At 70.9% G+C, this 18,262-nt stretch carries 15 protein-coding genes; 5 read left to right on the top strand and 10 right to left on the bottom strand.

What is annotated here, in order from left to right; translation table 11 throughout:
* Window positions 1–254 precede the first annotated feature (254 nt).
* Window positions 255–446, bottom strand: a complete 192-nt coding sequence (locus tag AC1RQF_RS06240; protein WP_273997676.1) for a DUF3562 domain-containing protein — start codon at window positions 444–446, stop codon at window positions 255–257.
* A gap of 158 nt (window positions 447–604) precedes the next feature.
* Between AC1RQF_RS06240 and AC1RQF_RS06235 the strand changes: the two genes are divergently transcribed.
* Window positions 605–1,612: an Acg family FMN-binding oxidoreductase gene (locus AC1RQF_RS06235; protein WP_273997675.1), complete on the top strand. Its 1,008-nt coding sequence runs from the start codon at window positions 605–607 to the stop codon at window positions 1,610–1,612.
* Between the two features lie 171 nt (window positions 1,613–1,783).
* Window positions 1,784–2,125: a DUF3564 family protein gene (locus AC1RQF_RS06230; protein ID WP_273997674.1), complete on the top strand. Its 342-nt coding sequence runs from the start codon at window positions 1,784–1,786 to the stop codon at window positions 2,123–2,125.
* Between the two features lie 19 nt (window positions 2,126–2,144).
* Here AC1RQF_RS06230 and AC1RQF_RS06225 read toward each other — a convergent pair whose 3' ends face one another.
* The 9 genes from AC1RQF_RS06225 to AC1RQF_RS06185 all read right to left on the bottom strand — a co-directional run bounded on the left by AC1RQF_RS06225 (window position 2,145) and on the right by AC1RQF_RS06185 (window position 11,933).
* Entirely contained in the window at window positions 2,145–3,077 is a 933-nt protein-coding gene (locus tag AC1RQF_RS06225) for a 2-hydroxyacid dehydrogenase (protein WP_492871545.1), read from the bottom strand.
* 66 nt (window positions 3,078–3,143) lie between these two features.
* On the bottom strand, window positions 3,144–3,398 hold the full coding sequence (locus AC1RQF_RS06220) for a hypothetical protein (protein ID WP_252987095.1): 255 nt from the start codon (window positions 3,396–3,398) through the stop codon (window positions 3,144–3,146).
* A gap of 75 nt (window positions 3,399–3,473) precedes the next feature.
* A complete protein-coding gene (locus AC1RQF_RS06215) occupies window positions 3,474–4,088 on the bottom strand; it encodes a response regulator (protein ID WP_337995270.1) in 615 nt (204 codons plus the stop codon).
* Window positions 4,085–6,547, bottom strand: coding sequence for an ATP-binding protein (locus tag AC1RQF_RS06210; RefSeq protein ID WP_492871544.1), 2,463 nt, complete (start codon window positions 6,545–6,547; stop codon window positions 4,085–4,087). The genes AC1RQF_RS06215 and AC1RQF_RS06210 overlap by 4 nt, the downstream gene beginning before the upstream one ends.
* A gap of 61 nt (window positions 6,548–6,608) precedes the next feature.
* On the bottom strand, window positions 6,609–7,508 hold the full coding sequence (locus tag AC1RQF_RS06205; protein WP_337995279.1) for a Csu type fimbrial protein: 900 nt from the start codon (window positions 7,506–7,508) through the stop codon (window positions 6,609–6,611).
* A gap of 66 nt (window positions 7,509–7,574) precedes the next feature.
* The gene (locus tag AC1RQF_RS06200; protein ID WP_492871543.1) at window positions 7,575–9,992 is read right to left on the bottom strand and encodes a fimbria/pilus outer membrane usher protein; all 2,418 of its coding nucleotides are present in this window, start codon (window positions 9,990–9,992) and stop codon (window positions 7,575–7,577) included.
* Window positions 9,993–9,994: 2 nt separating this feature from the next.
* Window positions 9,995–10,822, bottom strand: a complete 828-nt coding sequence (locus tag AC1RQF_RS06195) for a fimbrial biogenesis chaperone (protein ID WP_443111482.1) — start codon at window positions 10,820–10,822, stop codon at window positions 9,995–9,997.
* 18 nt (window positions 10,823–10,840) lie between these two features.
* A complete protein-coding gene (locus AC1RQF_RS06190; protein ID WP_492871542.1) occupies window positions 10,841–11,380 on the bottom strand; it encodes a Csu type fimbrial protein in 540 nt (179 codons plus the stop codon).
* Window positions 11,370–11,933: a spore coat protein U domain-containing protein gene (locus AC1RQF_RS06185; protein ID WP_443111481.1), complete on the bottom strand. Its 564-nt coding sequence runs from the start codon at window positions 11,931–11,933 to the stop codon at window positions 11,370–11,372. The genes AC1RQF_RS06190 and AC1RQF_RS06185 overlap by 11 nt, the downstream gene beginning before the upstream one ends.
* Before the next feature lie 256 nt (window positions 11,934–12,189).
* Here AC1RQF_RS06185 and AC1RQF_RS06180 point away from each other — a divergent pair, with 256 nt between their 5' ends.
* From AC1RQF_RS06180 to AC1RQF_RS06170, 3 genes are all read left to right on the top strand, one after another.
* The gene (locus AC1RQF_RS06180; protein ID WP_492871541.1) at window positions 12,190–12,648 is read left to right on the top strand and encodes a hypothetical protein; all 459 of its coding nucleotides are present in this window, start codon (window positions 12,190–12,192) and stop codon (window positions 12,646–12,648) included.
* Window positions 12,649–13,530: 882 nt separating this feature from the next.
* Window positions 13,531–13,995, top strand: coding sequence for a DUF3761 domain-containing protein (locus tag AC1RQF_RS06175; protein ID WP_273997663.1), 465 nt, complete (start codon window positions 13,531–13,533; stop codon window positions 13,993–13,995).
* Between the two features lie 679 nt (window positions 13,996–14,674).
* Complete coding sequence (locus AC1RQF_RS06170) at window positions 14,675–18,049, top strand: 3-keto-5-aminohexanoate cleavage protein (protein WP_273997662.1); 3,375 nt, start codon at window positions 14,675–14,677, stop codon at window positions 18,047–18,049.
* Window positions 18,050–18,262: the final 213 nt, after the last annotated feature.

The raw sequence follows: 18,262 nt of genomic DNA, 5'->3' as shown, positions 1-18,262 counted from the left end.
AACTCCGGCCTGTCGCGACGGCAAGCGACGGCGCACCGCCGCGCGAATCGCTCGACGACACGCGCGAAACCGGAATGGGAGCGCCCTTCGCACGCGGCCGGCCCGGTTCGATCGGAAACCGTTCCCACGGTCGCGGAACGCCGCCGCGCCAGTGCAACGCTGACAGGCGCGGCATACCCCAGCCTCATCCCGATGCCTGCGCCCGCATCGATCCCGCGACATCCCGCGTCCGGGCGCCCCTCCGCACCGCGCCCCTAGCGTAGCCGCGCCGCGTTCAACCGATCGCGCACGCGCCGCAATGCGAACACGCGCACGTAATCGTGAATCCGCGCGCCCGCTTCGAGTTGCGCGCGCGCCTCGTCGTACCAGCGTGTCAATGCGTCGTCCGGGATCGCCAGTTCCCGGGCCGCGTCGCGCAGCGCGTCGGTCAGCCATTCGTGCCGCATCGGGTCCTCCTTCGTGCAGGGTCCGCCTTCACCCTAAGCCCGCCGTGCGCGCGGCGCGCGTCGTCCCGCGCGTCGCGCTTGACGTGCATCAACGCGCGCGGGCGCGACACCGGCACGATGCAAACGTGACGGCTCCGCCACCCGACAGGAGAAAGCCGATGCCTCCCGACGCCCTGCCTCTGTCCGACGAGGACGATCCGCGCGGCGCTTCGCTGCACGCGCTGCTGCGCTACGCGATCCTCGCGCCGTCGAGCCACAACTCGCAGCCCTGGCGCTTCGTCGTCGACGATCGCACGATCGCCGTGTGCGCGGACCGCGTGCGCGCGCTGCCGGTGGTCGACCCCTACGACCGCGAACTGCTGATCAGCTGCGGCGCGGCGCTGCTGAACCTGCGCGTCGCGCTGCATCACGCCGGCTTCGCGCACACGATCCAGTCCTTTCCGTCCGACGTCGATCCCGACGTGCTCGCGCTCGTGCGCATCGACGCGCACGGCCACCTCGATCCGGCGCTCGCCGCCCTGCTGCCCGCCATCCCGCTGCGCGTCACCACGCGTCTGCCGTTCTCCAGCGCCGCGGTGCCGGAACGCGTCGTGCAGGCGCTGGTCGAAGCGGGCGCCGCCGAGGGGGCGGAAGTGGCCTGCGTGAGCGATGCGGACGAGCGCGCGCGGGTCGCGGGGCTGGTCGCGCAGGCGGACCGCGAGCAGTTCGCGGACCCGCGCTTCCGCCGCGAGCTGGCCAGCTGGATCGATGCGCGCCGCCACGGCGACGGCATGCCCGCCTATGCGGCCGGCGCGCCGGCGCTGCTCGATTTCGCGACGCCGCTCGCCGCCTCCGCGATCCGCACCTTCGATCTCGGCGACGGCCTCGCGGCGCGCCATCTCGCGCTCGCGCACGGCGCGCCGCTGCTCGCCTGCATCGCGACCACGCGCGACGACCGCGACGCCTGGCTCTCGGCCGGGCAGGCGCTCGAACGCATGCTGCTGGTCGCCGCGCAGGCCGGCTTCACGGCGTCGTACCTGAACCAGCCGATCGAGGTCGAGACCTTGCGCGCGCGCCTCGGCCAGCTGCTCGGGCTCAACGGCGCGCCGCAGTTGCTGCTGCGCATCGGCCAGGGGCCGCGCATGCCGCACGCGCCGCGCCGGCCGCTGGACGCGGTGGTGTCGTGACGCAGGCGGCGCGCGAAGCCGATCCCGCCTTCGATCGGCTCGCGCCCCGCGCCGGCAGACATCCCCGCGCGGATCGCTTCACGGCGCGCGCTGCGCGCACCGCTTCACGCACGGACGCCGTTTCGCCTCGCGTCCACCCTGTCCCACTATCCTGACTGACTGGAGATCACCGTGCGCATCACCGTTCATCTCGATGCATTCGACCGGCACCCGAACACCTACGCGATCCTGTGGTTCGACAAATCGCATCATCGCTGGTCGCGCGAAGGCCATGCGGGGCTCAGCCTGCCCGCCGGCGGGCTGCTCGCCTGCGTCCACGGCGCGACGCGCCTCGCCGCGCAGCCGGGCGGCGAATTCGACTGCGTGCTCGAAGGGCTCGACCTGACGCATGTCGACGGGCCGTTCGAAGGCGAGACCGGCATCGCGCGCTGGCGCGCGACGCCCGAAGCGCGCGCGGCGCTCGGCGTCTGGCATGTGCAGTGCATCGACGCGGATCGCGCGCCGTCCGCCTGACGCGGGCCGCCGCCGCGATTCAGATCGGCGTCAGCAGGGCTTCGCCGGCGAAATGCCGCGCGGCGTTGTCGACGAACAGGCGCACCGCCGCGTCGACCGCCTCGGGCGAGGTGCCGCCGACGTGCGGCGTCAGCACGACGTTGTCGAGGTCGAGCAGCGCGGCGGGCGGCTGCGGTTCGCCCTCGTAGACATCGAGCCCCGCGCCCGCGATGCGCCGCGCGCGCAACGCGTCGGCGAGCGCGGCCGTGTCGACGACGCTGCCGCGCGACACATTGACGAGATAGCCTTGCGGGCCGAGCGCGTCGAGCACGCGCGCATCGACGAGGTGCCGGGTGGCCGCCCCGCCCGGCGTCGACACCACGACGAAATCGGCCCAGCGCGCGAGCGCTTCGGGCGAATCGAAATAGCGATGCGCGACGCCGTCGCGCCGCCGGCGGCTGTGATAGCCGAGCGCCAGGTCGAAGCCGAGCGCGCGCCGCGCGACATGCGCGCCGATATGACCGAGCCCGAGAATCCCGAGCCGCTTGCCGGACAGGTTCGGCTGCATCGGCAGCGCATCGCGCCACATGCCCGCGCGGCACGCGGCATCGAGGCGCACGATGCCGCGCACCACGGCGAGCAGCAGCGCGAACGCGTGATCGGCAACGCACGCGTCGTTGGTGCCCGCGCCGTTGACCACCGCGATGCCGCGCGCATGCGCGTGGTCGCGCGCGATGTTTTCATGGCCCGCGCCGAGCGCGCCGATCAGCTCGACGCCCGGCAGCCGGTCGATCTCGTCCGCGCGCAAGCCGGTGCTGCCGTTGGTCAGCACCGCGCGCACGGCGGGATCGGGGGTGGCGAACGCAGCCGCGCGCGACGCCGGATCGGCCGCGTGGCGCAATTCGAATGCATGGGAGAGCGCCGCATGCGCGGGCGGGCGCAGCGGAATCAGCACGAGCAGCGTCGGCTTCATGATGGCGGGGCGGCGGCGAGGAAGGGAATGGGCAGTGTAGCAGCGCGCCGCCGGCCCGGCCCGGGCTTACTCGGGCGGATGCGCGTCGAGCCACGCGACGATCTGCTGCGCGGCCTGCAGCGGCGTCACGGTCTCGCCCGTCGCCAGGGTCTCGTACTTGAAAGGGTCCGAACCATCGAGATTATCGAGTTCGGGCTGCGCGATCGTCCAGAGCCAGTCGATCCGGTCCGCGATCGGCGACGGCGCGCCTTCGATGCTGCAACGGCAACCTTCGATCTCGGTCACGAAGCCCGTGGCGGTAGGTGCAAAGCTTGAAAACACGGCGACTCCCGTCGAGATGCGCCGCTGCGCGGCCGGGTAGCGAGTATCGCACGACGGGCCGGCCGCGGCGCGCCCTCACGCGAGCCCGCTGCCGGACGCGTACAGCACCAGTTCGGCATCGCTCTTCAAGCCGAGCTTGTTCATCGCGTTGTGCTTGTGCGTGCTGACAGTCTTGATGCTGCGGCCGTGCATCTGCGCGATGTCGGTGAGCGTCAGGCCGCTCGCGCACAAACGCACGACCTCGACTTCGCGCGGGCTCAGTTGCGGCGCGGGGATCGCGCCGAGGCCGGCCGGGCGCGGCCCGCCCGACGACGGATCGTCGGCCATCTGCCCGATCGCGCGCGGCAGCTCCTCCAGCCCGCCGCGCTTGCTCAGCACCGCGAACGCGCCCGCGTCGCGAATGATTTGCAGCAACGCATGATTGGTCAGCATCGTGAGGACGATGATCCGCGTCGCGGGATAGCCCGCGCGGATCGCGGCCAGCATCGCGAGACCGTCGGAAGCCGAGCCGCCCGGCATCGCGAAATCGGTGATCACGGCATCGCACGGCTGCGCCGCGAGCGCCGCCAGCAGCGCGGCCGGGTCCTTGGCCTCGCCGACGATCGACACGTCGGGACGCTGCGACAGCACCTGGCGAATCCCCATCAACACGATCGGATGATCATCCGCAATCAGTACACGCATCTTCATTCTCCTTTCTGTTGACGCGATACCACGATGGCGTCGCGTTCGCCCGCCGCCGATGCGACGCGATGCTGCAGATGCCGGATCATCGCGAACACGTCCCCGACAGCGGTGCGCAGCGCATCGGGTTCGCCATCGAGCCGGCGTTCCAGTTCGTCGAGCAGCTCGTCGACATGCCGCTGCCCGAACAGACCAAAGGTACCGCGCGCGGTATGGCACCACGTGCGCAGCGCGTTGCCCGGCAGCACGCCGCGCAGGTGTTGTTCGAGCGTCGCGCGGTCGTGTTCGAGCGCGCAGGCGAAGGCCTCCAGGAACTCGCGCCGGCATGCGCCGCGCACCGGCACGCAGCCGATCCCGTCGAGCAGCGCCGCACTGTCGAGCCGCCCGGGATCGAAGCCGCCGCCGCCCGCGCATACGTCGGCCAGCGCGCGCCGCAGCGTGTCGAGCGGGGTCGGTTTGTCGAGACACACGACCATCCCGGCCGCGATGCAGCGCGCCACCTCGTCGCGCGCCGCCAGCGCCGTGACGCCGATCACGGGCGTCGCGCGCACGCGCGGATCGGGATGCGCGCCGATCGCGGTCGCGAGCGCCACGCCGTCCATGCCCGGCATCACGCAGTCGGTCAGCACGGCGTCGAACGGCGCGGCCTCCAGGGCAGCCAGCGCCAGCGCGCCGTCGCTGCACAGACGGCTGTCGTAGCCGAGCGCGCTCAGTTGCCGAGCGAGCGCCAGCCGGTTCAACGGATGGTCGTCGACCGCCAGGATCCGGAGCGACGACGACGGGCCGCTCCCGCGACGCATCATCGCGCCCTCGGTGCTGGATGTTGTCGCGCTGGACGCCATCGCGCTGGATGTCGTCGTGCCGCACGTCGTCGCGCCGGATGCCGCCGTGCCGGGCACCAGCGCGCTGGATGTCGTCGCGTCGCACGCCGTCGCTCCGGACGCCGCCGCACCGGGCACCGCCGCACCGGACACCGCCGCACCGGACACCATCGCGCTGGACGTCGTCGCGTCGCACGCCGTCGCACCAGACGCCGCCGTACCGAGCACCAGCGCGCTGGATGTCGTCGCGTCGCACGCCGTCGCACCAGACGCCGCCGCACCGGGCACCAGCGCGCTGGATGTCGTCGCGTCGCACGCCGTCGCACCAGACGCCGCCACACCGGGCACCAACGCGCTGGATGTCGTCGCGTCGCACGCCGTCGCTCCGGACGCCGCCGCACCGGGCACCGCCGCACCGGACACCATCGCGCTGGATGTCGTCGCATCGCACGCCGTCGCACCGGACGCCATCGAACCAAACGCCATCCCTCCAGACGCGTCCGACGGATCAGCCTCCGCCCGGGCAGACGCGACGACGCGCAGCCGGGCGCAGCCGGCCGCCCCGGGCGACGCCTCGCCCCACGATGCCGGCGCGGACCGAGGGTGTGGCCGTGCGGCGGCCGCGGCCGCGCCCTCGTCCGCGCCACCGGTATCCACCCGCGCCACCCGGGCGGCGCGCGCCCCGACGACCCCACAGCGAATCCAGGCCTCGGCCCGCGTGCCCTGCCGCGCGTCACTCGTCACCGCGACGTCGCCGCCGAGCGCGCGGGCCAGCTGGCGCGCGATCGGCAAGCCGAGCCCCGCGCCCTGCGTGTGCCGCGCGGCCTCGCCGCCGAGCCGAGCGAACGGATCGAACAGCCGCGCGAGATCGCCGCCCGCGATGCCCGCGCCCGTGTCGTCCACGGTCAGCACGAGCGTCACCGCGCCCTGCGCGACCTCGCGCACGTCGACGACGAGCGACACGCTGCCGCGCGCGGTGTACTTGATCGCGTTGTCGAGCAGATTGACGAGGATCTGCCGCAATCGGTCGCTGTCGGTGACGATGCGCGCCGGCACCTCATCCGCGACCCGCCAGCGAAAACCGAGGGCCTTGCGCCGCGCCCGTGCGCCGAACGGCGCAAGCGCCCCTTCGAGCCAGCCGCGCACGTCGACGCGCGTGATCCGCAGCGTCACCTGGCCGGCCTCGATGCTCGCGTAGTCGAGCATGTCGTCGAGCACCCGCGCGAGCGTGCTGCCGGACGCCTGGGCATGCGTGAGCAGACGCCGCTCGTCCGCCGAGAATGCGCCGCGCGGCAACAGTTCGATCAACGCGAGCATGCCGTTGGCGGACGCGCGCAGCTCGTGGCTCGCCATCGCCAGGTACTCGCGGCTCGCCCGCAACGCGGCACGGGTGCGCCGCGCCTCCCGGGTCAACCACGCGCCGCCCAGACCCGCGATCACGAGCCCCGTCACGCCCAGCGCGCTCAGCCCCGGCGCGGGCGGCAGCCAGTGGCCGGCCGCGCCGCAGGCTGCCGGCCATAAAGCGCCCCAGCCGCGCGCGCAGTCCGCGAACGCGGCCAGCGCCCAGACCGCCAGCCCAGCCAGCCATGCATGCGTGAGTACGCGGCGCCAATGTTTTCCGGCGACGAAGCCGTTGCGTTTCATGTTGTCGTTCCAATCGAAATGCCGCCGGGCGACCTCCGCGCCCCCTGCGCCGGCGGCTAGGCTAGTAGCGAACGTCGATGATCACGCTGTCGGTATACGCGCCGACGGGCGGCGTGGCCTGATCCGGATAGATCTTCGCGGTATAGGGAAACAGTTCGCTCGACTGGCCGTCGGCCGCGCCGTCGCTGGATGCCCGGTTGTCCGCCTGCCGCCATACCGCGCCGTCGGGACCGAACACGTCGTATTGCAGGCGATGCGCGCCATCCGCCATCTGACGCCGCCCGTTCGCGTGCGGCTGCCCGCCCGCGCCGATGCCGACCGTATAGGCCATGCCTTTCGTGCAGCGCAGCGCGAGACTGCCCGTGACCGTGGCGAAGTTCGATACGATCGGCGCCGCGCCGAAACTGAGATCGGGCGCATGGATCACGCAGTCGTTGGCGACCGTGGCCGACAGTTGCACGCTCGCCGAACCACTGCCGCGGTCGCGCCGCGAACACAGCCCCCCCGCACCGATCCCCGCGCAATAGTCCCAACGCCAGGAGAACGTCAGCGTGTCCAGATAGACGCCTGCCGCCACGTTTCGGCCCGACGGGATCTGGAAATAGAGCGGCAGCAGGTTCGATTGCCCGCCGAAAACGCCGAGCAGGTTCAGCAGGCGGCCGCTCGCCCAGTTGTAGGCCGTGTCGGGATTGAGCGGGATCGCGCGGTTCGCATCCGCGTGGATCTGGTATGGCACCCGATCGCCCGTCGGTCCCGCGAGACGCCCCCCGCGCCGTGAAACGACCGTCATCTCGATAAAATCGCCCGCCGCCGGCAAGCCGGCCGGCGCGCCGCTGCACGACAGGCCGCTGCTCGTCGTCGAGGTCGACTGCCGCTGGCTCGCGAGCACGAACGACGTGACGGTGCCGAACGAGGCCGGCGCCGCGGCGACGACCGCGCAGTCGGCATGCGCATCCGGCATGGCCGCGCCCGCGCACGACAGCGCGAGCGACGGAAGAAGCGGGCGAAGGCGGCTCATGCGCGGACCTCAGCGCGTCGCGTCGCAACGCAGCGGGCCGACCCGCCGCGCACCCGACGCGGCCGCGTCGAACGCGAACGCGACTTCGCAGGCGCGTCCGTCCGGCCACGCGACGCGCATGCGATTCGTCGCCGCGAGGTTCTCGAAGTAGGTCTCGCCACCCCAGCCGACGAGCGAGGTTCCGCCGCTCTCGATGTGGGTGACGCGCAAGCCGGCCCGCAACGGCAGCCCGTCCGCATCGACCAGCGCGACGCGCGCGGCCGCGACCCGCCGCAGCGAGAACCGCACCAGCGCGCCGGCGCGCTCGCGCACCGCGACCCGTCGCTCGGTGGCCGGCGCGCGCACGTCGGACGGCAGGTCGAGCGGATCGATCTCGTACTTGGCCGCGTAATACGACGGCGCCCAGGGCACCAGCAGATGGCCGGAACGGTCCGTCACGCCGACCGGCTGGTTCTCGTAGCGCACCGGCACGCCGCGCGCGCCGTCGGTGCTGACGACCACGAACGCGTCGTCGACCCGATTCGCGGCGAGCCACGCGCCGTCCATCCACACGAGCGCGCCCTGCGCCTCGCCCCAGCGGGTGTAGCGATTCTCCGCGCCGTGGCTGTAGACGCCGCCCTGCACGTGCAGCGCGCGATGGCGCCAGGCCAGGTCGGCCTGCCGATAGCGCGCGCCGCCGCCGGCATAGCCGAGGGTCCAGCCGAACCCGCCGTCGCTCGGCACGCCGCGGCTGTACTGGAGCCGCTCGCTGATGCGCCCGTCCGTGTCGCGTACCACGCCGCCCGTCGCCACGCCGTAAGCGCCGAGCGGCACGATCAGCTCCAGTTGCGCGCTCGCGCCGCGTTCGCCGAGGGTGCGGTTCAGCGCGGCGTAGAGCGTCGCGCCCCGCATCAGCGGCCGTGAATACGACAGGTTCAAGACCCGGTGACGTCCACCGTCCGCGCCGCGCATCTCGAAGTAGCCGGCGCCGAGCGTCCCGCCCGCGCGGCCGAAACTCAGCGCGCCCGTCGCCTGCGTGCTCGCGCGCGCGAGCCGGGCCCGGCTGCCCGGCCCCGCCTGCCGCTGCACGGACAGATCGCCATAGCCGGGCGTGCGCAGCACCCGCTGCACCGCCACACTGCCGCGCTGCGCGGTATAGCTGTAGCCGAACGCCTGTTGCCAGCCGCCCGCACCGTCGACGCGGCCGTACGCGCGCGCCGCGTTGACGACGCCGAGCTGGCCGAGACCGAGCGTCAGGCCCGCGCCGCCGAGCGCGAGCCGCGCGCCGCCTTCGGCGTGCGCCTCGGCCGTCAGCCTGTCGGTCACGCCGTGGCGGACTACCCCGGATACGGCGAACCGCCCGTAGGCGAACGACCGCAGGCCGTAGTCGCGCCGCACGAAGCCCGCATCGAGCGCATACGAGGACCAGCCGCGCCGCAGCAAGGTGTTCGCGACATAGAACGGCACGAGGGTCTCGACCCGCCGGCCGAGCGCATCGGTGGTAACGAGCGTCGCCTCGCCCGCGCCGTTGATGAACGGCCCGTTGTCCATCGTGAACGGCCCCGGCTGCGCCTGGCCGCTCGCGGCGCGACTGCCGTTGATGAACAGATCGACGCTGGTCGGCACCGCGGCCTGCCCGGAAAAGCGCGGCAGCGGGTACGTGACGAGATCGGGCCGCACCGAGAAGTCGCGTGCGATCGACACGCCGCCCACGCGCACCGCGCTGCTCCACGGCAGCGCGCCCGTGATCAGGTCGCCCGCGGCATAGGTGCGCATGCGGTCCTCGTCGGCGTAGCGCCAGGACGTGTCGTAGCGCATATAGCGCGCGCCCGGGACGCTGCCGTCCGCGTGGTACACCCCATTATTGACGAGCGCGCCCCAGCGGTCGAACACGCGTTGCTCGAGCCACGCGGACGCGCGGTTGCGGCCTTGCGCCGACGCCGCCGCGTAGACGTCGTAGTTGAACAACGCGCCGAAACTCACCTCGGCCGGCGCCCGCTCGCGCGAATTGGCCGCGCCCAGTTGCTGATGCGGCAGCCAGCCGGGCGGCACCGTCAGTTTCAATCGCTGCAGCGTACTTTCGTATTCCATCGTCACCCCGTCGAGCCGGCCGAGATCGAGCCACTGATCAGCCGGCGCCTCTATCCGCACCGATGCCCGCGCGAGATCGCCCGCGCGGATCGCATATGCGCCGCCGCGCAGCCGCACCGCGACGATCTGCCCCGAGTCGCGCTCGTTGACGACCAAGTCCAGATACAGCATCGCGTCGCGCGCGGGCTCGCCGGCGGGCGAGCCCGTCTGCGCCTGCACGGCCAAGGCCAGCCAGCAGCCGGCCGCGCCCGCGAGTCGGCCGAGCCGCGCCCGGCGCGCGGACGCAGTTGGCCCTTGGGCGCGCGCCGCCCTCGCACCGTCGAGCGCGGCGCGGTCGTCATTCTGTTCGTCAAGCAATCTCAGCGCCCGGGCGGCTCCGCCTGTTCCACCTCGAGCGCGAGGCCGGCCGCGCCGTTGACGGTCGCGACCAGGGTCGGCCGGGTGCCGGACGCGAACGTCCCCGGCACCGGCCAGCGCATCCGCGCCCCCGGCAGCACATAGCCGAGCAGCCCGCGCGCCAGATCCACGCGCGCGCCGTTCGATTCCAGCACCGCCTGCGTGATGCGCGCGTGCACCGGCCCCTGGTTCGACACCTCCAGCCAGCGCCGGCCGCCTTCGCGCGCGAGCGACCAGCGCAGCGCCGGCCGTCCCGCGCTCGCGGGATCGCGACGTCGGCTCGGATCGTCGCGGGTCCACTGTCCCTCGCCGTACACGAACAACGGCACCGAGTAGTGCATCTGGAATTTCACGCCGAGCGAGGCATGGCCCGCCGACACTGGCGCCTCGTCGTCGGGTTGCGGAATCTCGTCGATCAGCACGCGGTACGCGTCCTCGCCGCCCGGCGCGACCGGCGCGATGCGCGTCAGCCGCACCAACTGGCGCGCGCCGGGCGGAACGGTCGCCATCGGCGGACTGCCCGCGACGCGCGCCTGGGTCTCGTCGTAGACGTCCGCGCCATCCACCTGCCGCCAGCCGAGCACCCGCACCTGCAGCGTCACCGGCTGGTCGTCGCGGTTCTCGAGCCACAGCGCCGCTGCGCGCTGGTCGCTCTCCATGACCGGATCGATCGGCCAGATCATCATCGACGCCGCCGCCCACGTGCCCCGCGCCGCCAGCAGCAGCATGCCCAGCACGACGAGCCGGGCTCGACGACCGCTGCCGACACTGCCCTCTCTTGCCCCAATCATCACGCACCCCTGAATGATTCAATATCCGAACGTGACCTGCGCCGTATCCGTATAGACGCCCGCCGGCACCCCACCGCCCGGCAGACTCAATTCGCCGTATATCGGCAACGCGACGATGCCGGACACCGGCATCGACACTGCTTGCCCGATCCCGATCGGCCGCGTGCGCGCGGCATCCGCGTACAGGCGATAGGGAATCCGCACGCCGCCGCCCGCCGTGAGCTGGCGGGCCCCGTGGCCCGCACCGGGTTGGCGTCCGCCATCGATCGTCAGCGCCAGGGTCGTGCCGGGCGAACATTCGAGTTGCAAGGCATGGCCCGCGGTCGCGACCGTCACCTTCCCTGCCGCCACCGCGGGATGCACGCCGAAATCGAGCGGCCCGAGGTCGAGCGCGCCTGCCCCCGCACCGCGCAGCCCGCATCCGGCGACGATCTGCGCGCTGACGCCGAAGGCCTGAGTGCGCGGCAACGGCGTATCGGCGCGCGGCGCGCCCGGCCATGCCAGCGCGCCGAACCACAGCGCGGCCCGCAGGCCGCGCGCGATGCCATCACCAGCCAAGCGTGATGCTCAACGTGTCGTTGTAGGCGCCGGCGTCCAGCGCCGACGGACTGACCTTGTTCGCGACGCCATACACCGGCAGGTCGAACGCGGCGCCTGGCGTCGGCACCGAGATGGTCTGCGCGGTGTCGGACACATACTGGGTGCTGCCCGCCTTGTCCGCGTAGATTTCATAGGGTACGTAGCTGGCGCCGTTGCTGACCGCGCGGGTGCCCGCGCCGATGCCCGCCCCCTTGCCCCCATGCCGGCCGGCGTCAACGGTGACCTGGACCGCCGCCACGTCGGGCGAACAGGTGATCTGCGCAGCGCCGGACGACCCGCTGCCGCTCACCGCGCTGCGCAGCGAACCGGTGAAGCCGCTCGGCTGCATGCCGAAGTCGAGGGTGCCGAAGCTGGTCGCGCCGACCGACCCGCCGCCCGCGTTGATCACGCAGCCCGAGGTCAGCATCAGCTTCGTATCGATCCTGCCGGTGAGCGGACTCGATTCGGCATAGGCGGCCCCGCAAGCCGACGCGGCCACGAGCGTGATCCAGGTTTTCATGCTCAATTTCATTTGTATTCCTATATGTTATTGAAAGAAGTGCTGCCATCAGCACCCGGATCACCCGTTCAGCATGATGCCGGGGACATCCTCATGGAATCTGAACGGATAGGCGCCGCCCGGGCCGCTGATCGCCCCATCCGGCGGCGGCGCAACGTCGCGGCCACCGAGGTCGACGAAGCAGGTCGCGGGATACCCGGCGCGCCAGCGGCGCGCGGCATGGAATCCGTGCCGCGCGTCCGCCCACGACAACGTCCCGCACAAGACGGTGGGGTGGCGGATCGCCGTTGCGGCCGCAGCCGATCGGGACAGCGCATCCGTCGCTCCCGGCGCGGCGGACGAGGCCGATGGCCCGGCGCGCGCCGTTCGCGCGGCGGCCGACTGCCGAGCGAACGAACCGGCACGGCGCGGGTGCACCAAGGCCGACCCACCCGGCCCCCCCGCGACCCCAGCAGATCTCGATCTTGGCCTGGCCCCGGGCCTCGAAGCCGCCCACCGCCGCACCACCCGAAATCGACAGACCGGGCAGGCCCTCGCGACACCACGCAAAATCCGCACCGCATCCATCGCCACCGTGCACGACCGGCCCGCGTCCACGCGGCAATCCGGCGCGACGCTCGTCATCAAATTGATTCAAGTGGTTTTGGTTTTGCTTCATGCGGATTTTCAATATTCAAATCAAATTGCCCATCGCCACATAAACATGCACGAAAGCATCATGAATTAATTATTAATTCGGCACCATCGGAATAATCCTAGCAACATCACATTTTACAATTTTTATTATTCATTTCGGATCATCTTAAAATCATGACATCGCATGCCGCAACGTCGTTTTTCGAGCACGGCGGGATGCCCCTCCCTTTGGCCACCAGGGCATATCAATGCGCTCGATGGGGATAGGCAACGCTGCGCGCACTTGCTTGCGCGAAGTCAATTGATCTTATCAACACGTTCACATCCATAAATTAGAACAAGTCTCAAAATAACCTTCATTCGATCCTCGATCTTAAAAAATACCAATGAAATGACAAATTCAAGGGATCTCACCAAGACATCCACTTCATGGCATTTTCCGCATCACGGTTTAACAAGCATTCCTGATTCACGTATTCCAGGCACGCGAACCCGATCGGATCGCCATGTGTTCCTCGCATCCCGGCATGACGCAATCGACACGCGACGGTCGAACCGGACAACCCGTGTCGCGAACGCAGTCAAAAGGCATTCGTAAGACTGAGGCGCCCGCCATCCCCGCGCCGCGTCGTGGGCCACACGAATCGGCGGGGTTCGCTCCGGCACGCGCGAGACTGTCCACCACGCGCGGCGCCGCCCACCGCCGCACTTACATGCACTTACATCTGTGCGCGACACTGTGCACGCATGCGACAGAATCCCGCGCAGCGTTGCGCGGCAAGGCGCGCGGCTTGCCGGCGCCCTCGGATGCGAGCCCGCGGCAGCGCATCCGGCGCGCCGCTGTCAACCAATTGCCGTCGCCGGGAGTTATTGACGGTACTGGGGCCGTTCATGCGCCAGCGGGCCGGTCCGATCCCGTCGGGCTGCACTTGGGCACACCGTGCCGCCCTCTCCCATTCAGTCAGGAGTAGAAATGAAAAAGACAGCATTCCTCGCAGCGATCGCAGCCGGCCTGTGCTTCTCGATGACGAGCTTCGCGCAAGTTCCCGCCAGCGCACCCACCGGGACGACCGGCCTGTGCAAGGACGGTACGTTCTACTCCGGTGCCTCCAAGAAAGGCGCGTGCGCGGGCCACAAGGGCGTGAAGACCTGGTACGGCGCGGCAAGCGCCACCGCGGCAAGCGGCGCGATGGCAAGCGGCGCGATGGCGGCGCCGGTCGCCGCCTCGGCCGCGAAGCCCGCCGCCGCGAGCGGCGCGATGACGAAGAGCGCCGCGCCGGGCGGCGGCCCCGGCCAGGTCTGGGCGAACACCAGCACGAAGGTCTACCACTGCTCGACCGACAAGTACTACGGCAAGACCAAGCAGGGCAGCTACATGTCGGAAGCGGACGCGAAGGCGAAGGGCTTCCATCCGGCGCACGGCAAGGCCTGCTCCTAAGCCGCACCGGCACCGCATGAAAACGGCCGCTGCATGTACGTGCAGCGGCCGTTTTCCGTAAGGCGGACCGACGCGGCGCAAACCACCCGCCGCGCCCGCCGCCGAATCCCACCGCCGAATCCCGCCGCCTCGTCCCCACGCGCCGCCGCGCAAACCGGTCCCACGGCCGAAGCTTGCCCCGCCCGCCGGCCCAATCCCCGTCGGCGCACGTCCATCCCCGATTCGAGATTAGAGTCTCCCCACTACACGCCGGGGCGGATTAATTACGTGATTTCCATCCAGACATCAACAAACTCCGCCATCGTTGCCGACATCAGGCATATTGCAGCGCGTCATCGTTTCACTATCGGGCTGCCGGGCCCGCCCGGCGGGCGCTTCATTTACTTTCACTCAATTTATTCATTAATCGTCATCATTCGCCCAATATTCCCCAATCGACCCCTCTAAAAATAAATTCGGATTAATTCGAACATTGCATGTAAATCAAATGTAATATTCGAGCGGGGTTGCAGCATGCCCCTCCGGCCTGCGCCGGGCGCCCCCGCCCAGCGCTCGGCAACGCGCGGCCCAGGACGGGCATTCCCCCTCAGCCGTCCCTCCGGTGCCATCTCATCCTCGCGAAGCGTGGTGTTCCGATCCTGATTGTTTAGTACACCTCTTCAATCCACACGGGAAGATCATGACCAAGACCTTCTACATCACCGCAGCGCCTGTCGGCGCAGTCCCCAAGTTCCTCGACCCCCAGGAACCGAAGTTCATCCCGCTCCCGCTTCTCGATCTGCTCGACGATGCGGCGCGCGGCACGCTGCAGCACGCACTCGAGGCCGATGGCTGGGAAGCCGTGCCGGAAGGCGGCATCGCCCTTGAGCGCGGTTTCGACGCGCCCGTCGACCTGGCCGCGCAATCCGCGCGCACGCAGTTCGACGCCCTCGCCGCACTCGGCTGGTCGCGCGACGGCGCGGTGCTGCGCCGAGATATCGCGCACACGGCGGTCGGGCTGCCGCTCATCGTTCCACGCGCGCTGCTGGACCGCATCGCACCGCGCGATCTGGTCCGCCAGCTGGTGCTCCAATTGACCACGTTCGGCTGGCTCGCCACCGACGACGGCGGTCTCGAATGGCCGCACGAGCGCGTCCACAGCTACCTGCCCCCCGCCCTGGTCGAACGCCTGCGCGAAGACGCGCCGGCCGCGCTCGACGCCTTGCTCGCGAACGGCTGGCAGCCGCGCGGGCCGGGCCTATGGCAACCCGGCAAGGCGCGCTCGCCGCATCTGCCGATCACCGCGAGCGGCATCGTCGACGCGGCGCGCGACGCGCTGCGCGAAGGCGCGGCGGCGGTCCACCTGCACACTCGCGCGACCGACGACCAGCGACGCCTGCCCGTACCGGGCCTGAACACCGGCATCACGATCGGCGCGCAGCGCAATCACATCGTGGTCGACGACTACGACCACATCGTGCCCAGCCTCATCGCCCTCGAACCGGCCGCGATCCTCAATCTCTCGACCAGCGCGCGCGGCGATCGCCGCGCCTCCGAAAGCCCGCTGCGGCGCGCGCACCTGAAGCACTACGGACACGCGCGGATCGCCCCCGACGTCGCCTCGTTCAGCCCGGGTCCGGTGGTGTTCCAAGGCGGCGGCGGCTATGACAACCCGCACGGTTTCCTCGCGCAGCAGCTCGCGCATTTCGCCGAATACGGCGTGCGGCCCGAGATCGAGGTGTTCAATCACACGATCGTCGAGAACGCGACGACGCTGTACCGCGCCCCGCTGATCGCGGCCGGCGTGCCGGTGCTGTTCATGCTGGTCGCGGCCGTCGACCAATACCACCGCGATCCCGTCAGCGGCGAGACCGAGGACGACTCGCTGATCGACGTCGCCTCGCGCAAGGCGATCGCCAAGCTGCTGATGCGGGACGAACCCGAAGCAACCGCCGAGGCCGCGCGCATCGCGGTCGACCGCCTGCGGCCAAGCGTCGAGCAGTTGCGCGCAGGCTTCCCCGACTGCCGGATCTCGCTGCTGCTGCCCGGGCCGTTCCAGGCGCTGCTCGTCGACGTCGCGCTCGGGCTCGATCTCGACGGCATCCGCGTGGGTCTCGAGGATGCGCTGAACGTGTTCGACGAACGCGTGCCCGGCGGCGTGCGCAAGGCGGCCGGCACCGGCGACCAGGTCCGCGCGCTGCGGCTCGATCTCGAACGCCGCGGCATCGCAATCGTCGATGCCGAGACGCTGCGCGACGACCTCGGCATGCAGCGCCCCGACGTCGCGCTGTTCAGGCAGGCCGAAGCCGCGCTCGCCCGCTATCCGGCGGACGCGCGGCCGCCCGCCCGCCTGCCCGGCGCATCGACGATCGTCGACGCGCTGCGGCCGATCATCGATCGTTATCGGCGCGTCGAGGACGAACTGGCCAGCTGCCTCGCGACCGCGACCGACCTGCCCGCCACGCCGGCCCAGCTCGCGGCCTTCGTGCGCGCGACCGCGCATGGCTTCGGCCTCTCGATCCGCTCGTTCGTCGAGGAGCTGGACCGCTACGCCGACCAGGAACACCTGATCGCCAACGACCTCGACGTACCGCTCGCGCTGAACTATGCGCGCGAGATCCTCGCCCCGCGCGGCTACGGCATCGCGAGCTACGACGACGCGCTCGAACGCTATGCGCGACCCGGCCAGACCATCTCGCGCGAAGGCGCCAGCTACCGGGTGCCGAGCGAACAGTTCAAGCCGCTCGCGCTGCGCGGCCTCGAATACCTGGCCGCGATCCCGTGCCGCTACAACAGCGACCACAGCAATGTCGTCAACGTCGGCTTGCGCCAGGACACCCGCTACAGCGCGACGATGGCGCTGCTTTACCATGCCGCGCGCGAACTCACGCTCGCGCTGCGCGAGCGCTCGAGCGCGCCGCGCAAGGCGCCGGGACCGGTCTGGACCGCGGTCGAGACCGCCGCGAACCCGGCCGAGCCGCCGCATCGCGAGGCGCTCGACACGCCGGGGCCGCTCGCCGCGGACGGCTTCGACTGGATCGTGCTGCCCAGCACGCCGACCACGAACTATCCGCTCGGCCTCAAGCTGTCGCACGGCATGACGCGGCGCTTCCACGGCTTCGTCGCGCAGATCGCCGCCGACCCGATGCTGCGGCCGCCCGGCACCGCACCGCTCGCGAAGCCGCTGCGCCTGCTCGGCATCACGCACGCGGGCCAGCGCCACGACGGCGAGACCGTGATCGAGGCCAGCATGCTGCACAACCGCTTCGCGTTGAATGCGGATCTGGCGGGCCGTCTGTTCAGCCCGGAATCGCAGATGATCTACGAACGGCTGATCCTGCCGCGCCTCGTCGATGCGCCGGACCGGCTCGACTACACCGATGCGCTGCTGGTGCGCCGCGACGCGGCGGGTTTCCCGCTCTACCGCGACGGCTCGATCGCACGCCGCATCAACCCGCGCCGCATCGAGGCATTGCCGCTGCTGCGCCTCCTCGCGCACAGCTCGGGGATCGCGACCGCGCAGCAGCTCGACGTGCTCGCATGCCTCGACGGCGAGCGGATGGGGATGAGCGAGGAGGAGTTGCGGGCGTTCTTCGACCGGGCGCTGATCGTGTCGTTCGGGTCGGCGGCCGACGTCCATCTCGACTGGCTCGGCACCTCGGTGCTCGACATCACCGCGTTCAACGACGTGCGCAGCCTCGCCGGCACGACGCACCGCCACTACGTGCTGACGCCGGGCGCGCATTCGGACGTGCTGCAGCAATGCCTGTCCCGCGCGCGGCCGGGCGAGTATCGCTACGAGCACGCGGTGCCGGTCTGGCAGCAGGGCGCGCGCGGCAAGGTGGTGGCGCGGTTGACAGGCGTGTTCCTGCTCGACGACGCGTCGCGCCTCGATGACGGCCATTCGATCCGCCGCTATCTCGCGTCGAGTCCGCTATGGCTGCGCCGCTGGATCTCGCTGATTCATCATGCGCGGCCGGATGCCGGCGCGCAGGCGATTCTCACGCAGTTGCAGGCCGCGACCGAACAGCGCGACGCCAGCGCGAATCAGGCGATCCGCCAGGCGATTGCCTGAACGGGCGGGGTTGGCGTCGGGCCCTCGCCCGGCGCGGCCTGTACGCGGGCCGCGCCGGGTGTCGGGTGTCGGGTGTCGGGTGTCGGGTGTCGGGTGTCGGGTGTCGGGTGTCGGGTGTCGGGTGTCGGGTGTCGGGTGCCGGGTGCCGGGTGCCGGGTGCCGGGTGCCGGGTGCCGGGTGCCGGGTGCCGGGTGCCGGGTGCCGGGTGCACGT

The sequence above is a fragment of the Burkholderia sp. GW821-FHT14F03 genome (assembly GCF_058803765.1).
The sequence above is the reverse complement of the archived record's forward strand: the minus strand, read 5'-3'. Positions and strand labels throughout refer to the sequence as shown.